The sequence below is a fragment of the Micrococcus sp. KRD077 genome (genome assembly GCF_017168505.1).
Lineage (GTDB): Bacteria > Actinomycetota > Actinomycetes > Actinomycetales > Micrococcaceae > Micrococcus > Micrococcus luteus.
On record NZ_JABFAZ010000018.1, the window covers coordinates 23983 to 28324 of the forward strand.

At 73.9% G+C, this 4342-nt stretch carries 5 protein-coding genes; 3 read left to right on the forward strand and 2 right to left on the reverse strand.

The window, feature by feature from the left end; genetic code table 11:
• Positions 1–88 precede the first annotated feature (88 nt).
• Entirely contained in the window at positions 89–961 is an 873-nt protein-coding gene (locus J1M39_RS05230; protein ID WP_020624471.1) for an IclR family transcriptional regulator domain-containing protein, read from the reverse strand.
• A 95-nt stretch (positions 962–1056) separates the two neighbouring features.
• Here J1M39_RS05230 and J1M39_RS05235 point away from each other — a divergent pair, with 95 nt between their 5' ends.
• From J1M39_RS05235 to J1M39_RS05245, 3 genes are read left to right on the forward strand one after another with little or no spacing between them, the layout of a single operon-like run.
• A complete protein-coding gene (locus J1M39_RS05235; RefSeq protein ID WP_020624470.1) occupies positions 1057–2334 on the forward strand; it encodes a thiolase family protein in 1278 nt (425 codons plus the stop codon).
• A 47-nt stretch (positions 2335–2381) separates the two neighbouring features.
• Positions 2382–3146, forward strand: a complete 765-nt coding sequence (locus J1M39_RS05240) for a 3-oxoacid CoA-transferase subunit A (protein ID WP_020624469.1) — start codon at positions 2382–2384, stop codon at positions 3144–3146.
• Between the two features lie 8 nt (positions 3147–3154).
• A complete protein-coding gene (locus tag J1M39_RS05245) occupies positions 3155–3820 on the forward strand; it encodes a 3-oxoacid CoA-transferase subunit B (protein ID WP_020624468.1) in 666 nt (221 codons plus the stop codon).
• A gap of 187 nt (positions 3821–4007) precedes the next feature.
• Here J1M39_RS05245 and J1M39_RS05250 read toward each other — a convergent pair.
• Positions 4008–4342: LysM peptidoglycan-binding domain-containing protein (locus J1M39_RS05250; RefSeq protein WP_206496536.1), on the reverse strand; the 335-nt coding region annotated here is incomplete at its 5' end.

Below are 4342 nucleotides of genomic sequence, written 5' to 3' on the forward strand. Positions count from 1 at the left end.
GAAGGGTCAGAACCGCAGTCGATTCGCGGGGGCGGGTGCTGGTGCTGGTGCGGATGCGGGTGCGGGGAGTGCTGAAGGGGGTGGGCGCTCAGCGCTGGAGCGCGGCCAGGGCGGCCTCGGCGTCGTCCGCGGCGGCGCGCAGCACCGGCAGGGCCTGCACGACGGCGGCCGCCACCTCCGGCGTGCGCGGCGCCGGGACGCGGGCCCCGGTCCGCAGGGCCGCCCGGCGCGCGCCCGGGTCGCGATGGTCCGGCCCGAGGGACAGCGCCGTGTTGATCGCCACGGCCACTCGCCCCTCGGCGTCGCGCACGGGCACGGCGACGCTGCTCAGATGGGCGTCCAGCTCCGCGGTCACCACGGCGTGGCCCTGCTCCCGCACGCGCGCCAGCTCGGCCATCAGCGCGTCCACGTCCGTGAGGGTGTGCTCCGTGGCGGGGGTGCGCGGGGCGCCTGCGAGCAGGGCACAGGCCTCGTCCTCGGGCAGGTCGGCCAGCAGCACGCGGCCCATGGACGTGGTGAACGCGGGCAGGCGCGTGCCGACGTCGAGGTTCACCCGCAGGATCCGCTCGGTGTGCACACGCGCGATGTACATCAGGTGCGCCCCGTGGAGCACGCCCGCGGAGCAGGACTGGTGCAGGCGCTGCGAGGCCTGGGTGAGGATCGGCCGGAGGATCTCGGAGACGGACCGGCCGGACCAGTAGCCGTGGCCGAGCTCCAGCACGCGCGGGGTCAGCGCGAACCGCCGCCCGTCCTGCACGGCGTAGCCGAGCTCCGTGAGCGTCAGCAGCATGCGCCGCGCCGTGGCCCGGGTGACCCCCGCGGCGGTCGCGGCCTCGCTCACCGAGAGCGTGGGGGTGTCCGGGGTGAACGCGCGCAGCACCGCCAGACCGGACGCCAGGGCGCGCACCACGTCCCCGCCCGACGCGGGACGTGCGCCGGGGGCGTCGACGTCGTCGGTCATGTCCGCCAGCGTAGTCCGCTATGCGCACAGCGCACGCCCGTGCGCGTCACGCACACACCCTTCCCCGCCCGCCGAGGCGGTCCTACGGTGAGGCCATGAGCCTCACCGATGCCTACGTGTTCGACGCCGTCCGCACCCCCTTCGGCAAGGTCGGCGGCGCGCTGTCGGGGGTGCGCCCCGACGACATGGCCGCCCACGTGGTCCGCACCCTCGTGGACCGCGCCCCGGGCCTGGAGGGCCTGCGCGCCGCGTCCGCCCAGGCCGTGGCCGACGCCGCCGCCGGCCGCCCGATCGAGGCCGGCACGGACGCCGCCGCCCCGCAGCGGATCGACGAGGTCGTCTTCGGCAACGCCAACGGCGCGGGCGAGGAGAACCGCAACGTGGCCCGCATGGCCACCCTCCTGGCCGGCCTGCCGCTGTCCATCCCCGGCACCACCGTGAACCGCCTCTGCGGCTCCTCCCTGGACGCGGCGATCATCGCCTCCCGCCAGATCAACACCGGCGAGGCGGACGTGGTCCTCGTGGGCGGCGTGGAGTCGATGTCCCGTGCCCCGTGGGTGCTGCCCAAGACCACCCGCCCGTTCCCCATGCACGACCTGGCGGCGGCGAACACCACGCTCGGCTGGCGCCTGATCAATGACGCGATGCCGCCGGAGTGGACCGTCTCGCTCGGCGAGGCCACGGAGCTGCTGCGCGAGCGCTTCGGCATCTCCCGCGAGCGCCAGGACGAGTTCGCCGCGCGCTCGCACCGCCTTACCGCGCGGGCGTGGGACGAGGGGCGGTATGACTCCCTCGTGGCCGCCGTGCCCGGCACGGACCTGGAGCGGGACGAGACCGTCCGCCCGGACTCCACCCCCGAGACCCTCGCCGGCCTGCGCACCGTGTTCCGCCGGGAGAACGGCACCGTCACGGCGGGCAACGCCTCGCCCATGAACGACGGCGCCTCGGCCGCCCTCCTGGGCTCGTCGACGGGCGCCGATGTGCTCGGCCTGGAGCCCCTGGCCCGCATCGCCGGCCGCGCCACCGCCGCCAACGAGCCCGACTTCTTCGGCTACGCGCCGGTGGAGGCGGTGAACCGGGCCCTGTCCCGCGCCGGGATCGGCTGGAAGGACGTGGCCGCCGTCGAGCTCAACGAGGCCTTCGCCGCCCAGTCCCTGGCCTGCACGGACGCCTGGGGCGTGGACCCGGAGATCGTGAACGCCTGGGGCGGCGCGATCGCGATCGGCCACCCCCTCGGGGCCTCCGGCACCCGCGTGCTCGGCACGCTGGCCCGCCGCCTCGAGGCCTCCGGTGAGCGGTGGGGCGTGGCCGCGCTGTGCATCGGCGTGGGCCAGGGCATCGCCGTCGTCCTCGAGAACGTGGCCGCGCGCTGACGCGTCCGGCCGAGCACCCACCCGACCCCCTCATCCAAGGAGTCCCCATGCTGGAGTTCGTGGACACGGCCGCGCAGGCCGTCTCCCGCATCACCGACGGCGCCACGGTGCTGATCGGCGGGTTCGGCAACGCCGGCCAGCCGATGGAGCTGATCGACGCGCTGCTCGAGTCCGGGGCCACCGGCCTCACGGTGGTCAACAACAACGCGGGCCAGGCGGACGCGGGCCTGGCGCTGCTGATCAAGGAGCGGCGGGTCGCCAAGATCATCTGCTCGTTCCCGCGCCAGTCCGACTCGTGGCATTTCGACGAGGCCTACCGTGCCGGGGAGATCGAGCTGGAGCTCGTCCCGCAGGGCAACCTGGCCGAGCGCCTGCGCGCCGGCGGCGCCGGCATCGGCGGCTTCTTCACGCCCACCGGCTACGGCACGCAGCTGGCCGAGGGCAAGGAGGTCCGCGAGATCGACGGCACGCACTACGTGCTGGAGGCCCCGATCCGCGGCGATGTCGCGCTCATCAAGGCGTACGCGGCGGACCGCCACGGCAACCTCGTGTACCGCAAGACCGCCCGCAACTTCGGACCCGTCATGGCCGCGGCCGCCGCCACCACGATCGTCCAGGTGGACGAGGTCCGCGAGGAGCCGATCGACCCGGAGCACGTGGTGACCCCCGGCATCTACACGGACACCGTGGTGCGGATCGACACCGAGTCCGGGGAGAAGGAGCGCGCCGAGCGGGCTGCCCTGGCGGAGGGCCGGCCGAAGCCGTGCGCGGCCACGACGACCGCGGCCGAGCCGGCCGCCGAGGGGAAGTGAGGAGAGCGATGAGCATCACCCAGACCGACACCCCGCTGACCCAGGACGAACTGGCCCGTACGATCGCGGCGGACATCGCCCCCGGCTCCTTCGTGAACCTGGGCATCGGCCAGCCCACCACGGTGTCCAACTACCTGGAGGCGGAGAAGAACGTCACCCTGCACACCGAGAACGGCATGCTGGGCTTCGGCCCGCAGGCCGAGGGCGAGCAGATCGATGAAGACCTCATCAACGCCGGCAAGATCCCCGTCACCGAGCTGCCCGGGGCCGCGTACTTCCACCACGCCGACTCGTTCGCCATGATGCGCGGCGGCCACCTGGACGTGTGCGTCCTCGGCGCCTACCAGGTCTCCGCGACCGGCGACCTCGCCAACTGGTCCACGGGCAAGCCCGGGGCGATCCCCGCCGTCGGGGGTGCGATGGACCTGGCGATCGGCGCCAAGGACACCTACGTGATGATGGATCTCTTCACCAAGAAGGGCGATCCGAAGCTGCTGGCCGAGTGCACGTTCCCCCTCACCGGCGTCGGCTGCGTCTCCCGCATCTACGCGGATCGGGGCGTCTTCCTGCTGGACGCCTCCGGGGTCGTGCGGGTCCGCGAGCTGCACGGCATCACGTGGGAGGAGCTGGAGGCGGCGCACCCCGGCGTGCGGTTCGAGAAGCTCGAGGACTGAGCCGCGGCGCCGCAGCCACCGGCCCCACGGGCTCTCGGAGGCCTGCGCCCTCGTCGACTTCTCGTGGGGAGCAACGTCGGTTGACTTATCCCGGGTGCAGCGGCCTGCGACCGGTGATAACTCAACCGACGACGGCGGCCCGCACCTTCACGCGCAGGTGCGGGCCGACGTCGTCCCGGCGGGGCGCTCAGGCGGTGCGCAGCACCATGCCCGGGTGGAGCATGGTCGAGACCGTCATGCCGTTGAGGCGTTGCAGGCGCTCCATGGAGACGCCCGTGCGCTGGGCGATGAGCCACCAGCCGTCGTTCGCCTGGACCACGTACGTGGCGGGCGAGGGCGCCGGGGCGGAGGCGGTCTGGCCGGTCCGCAGCACCATCCCCGGGTGCAGCACGGTGGTCGCGGTCATGCCGTTGAGGCGCTGGAGGGTCTCCATCGTCACGCCGGTGCGGTGGGCGATGATCCACCAGCCGTCGCCCTCGCGGACCGTGTACGTGCCCGGGGCGGGGGCCGGGGCACGTACAC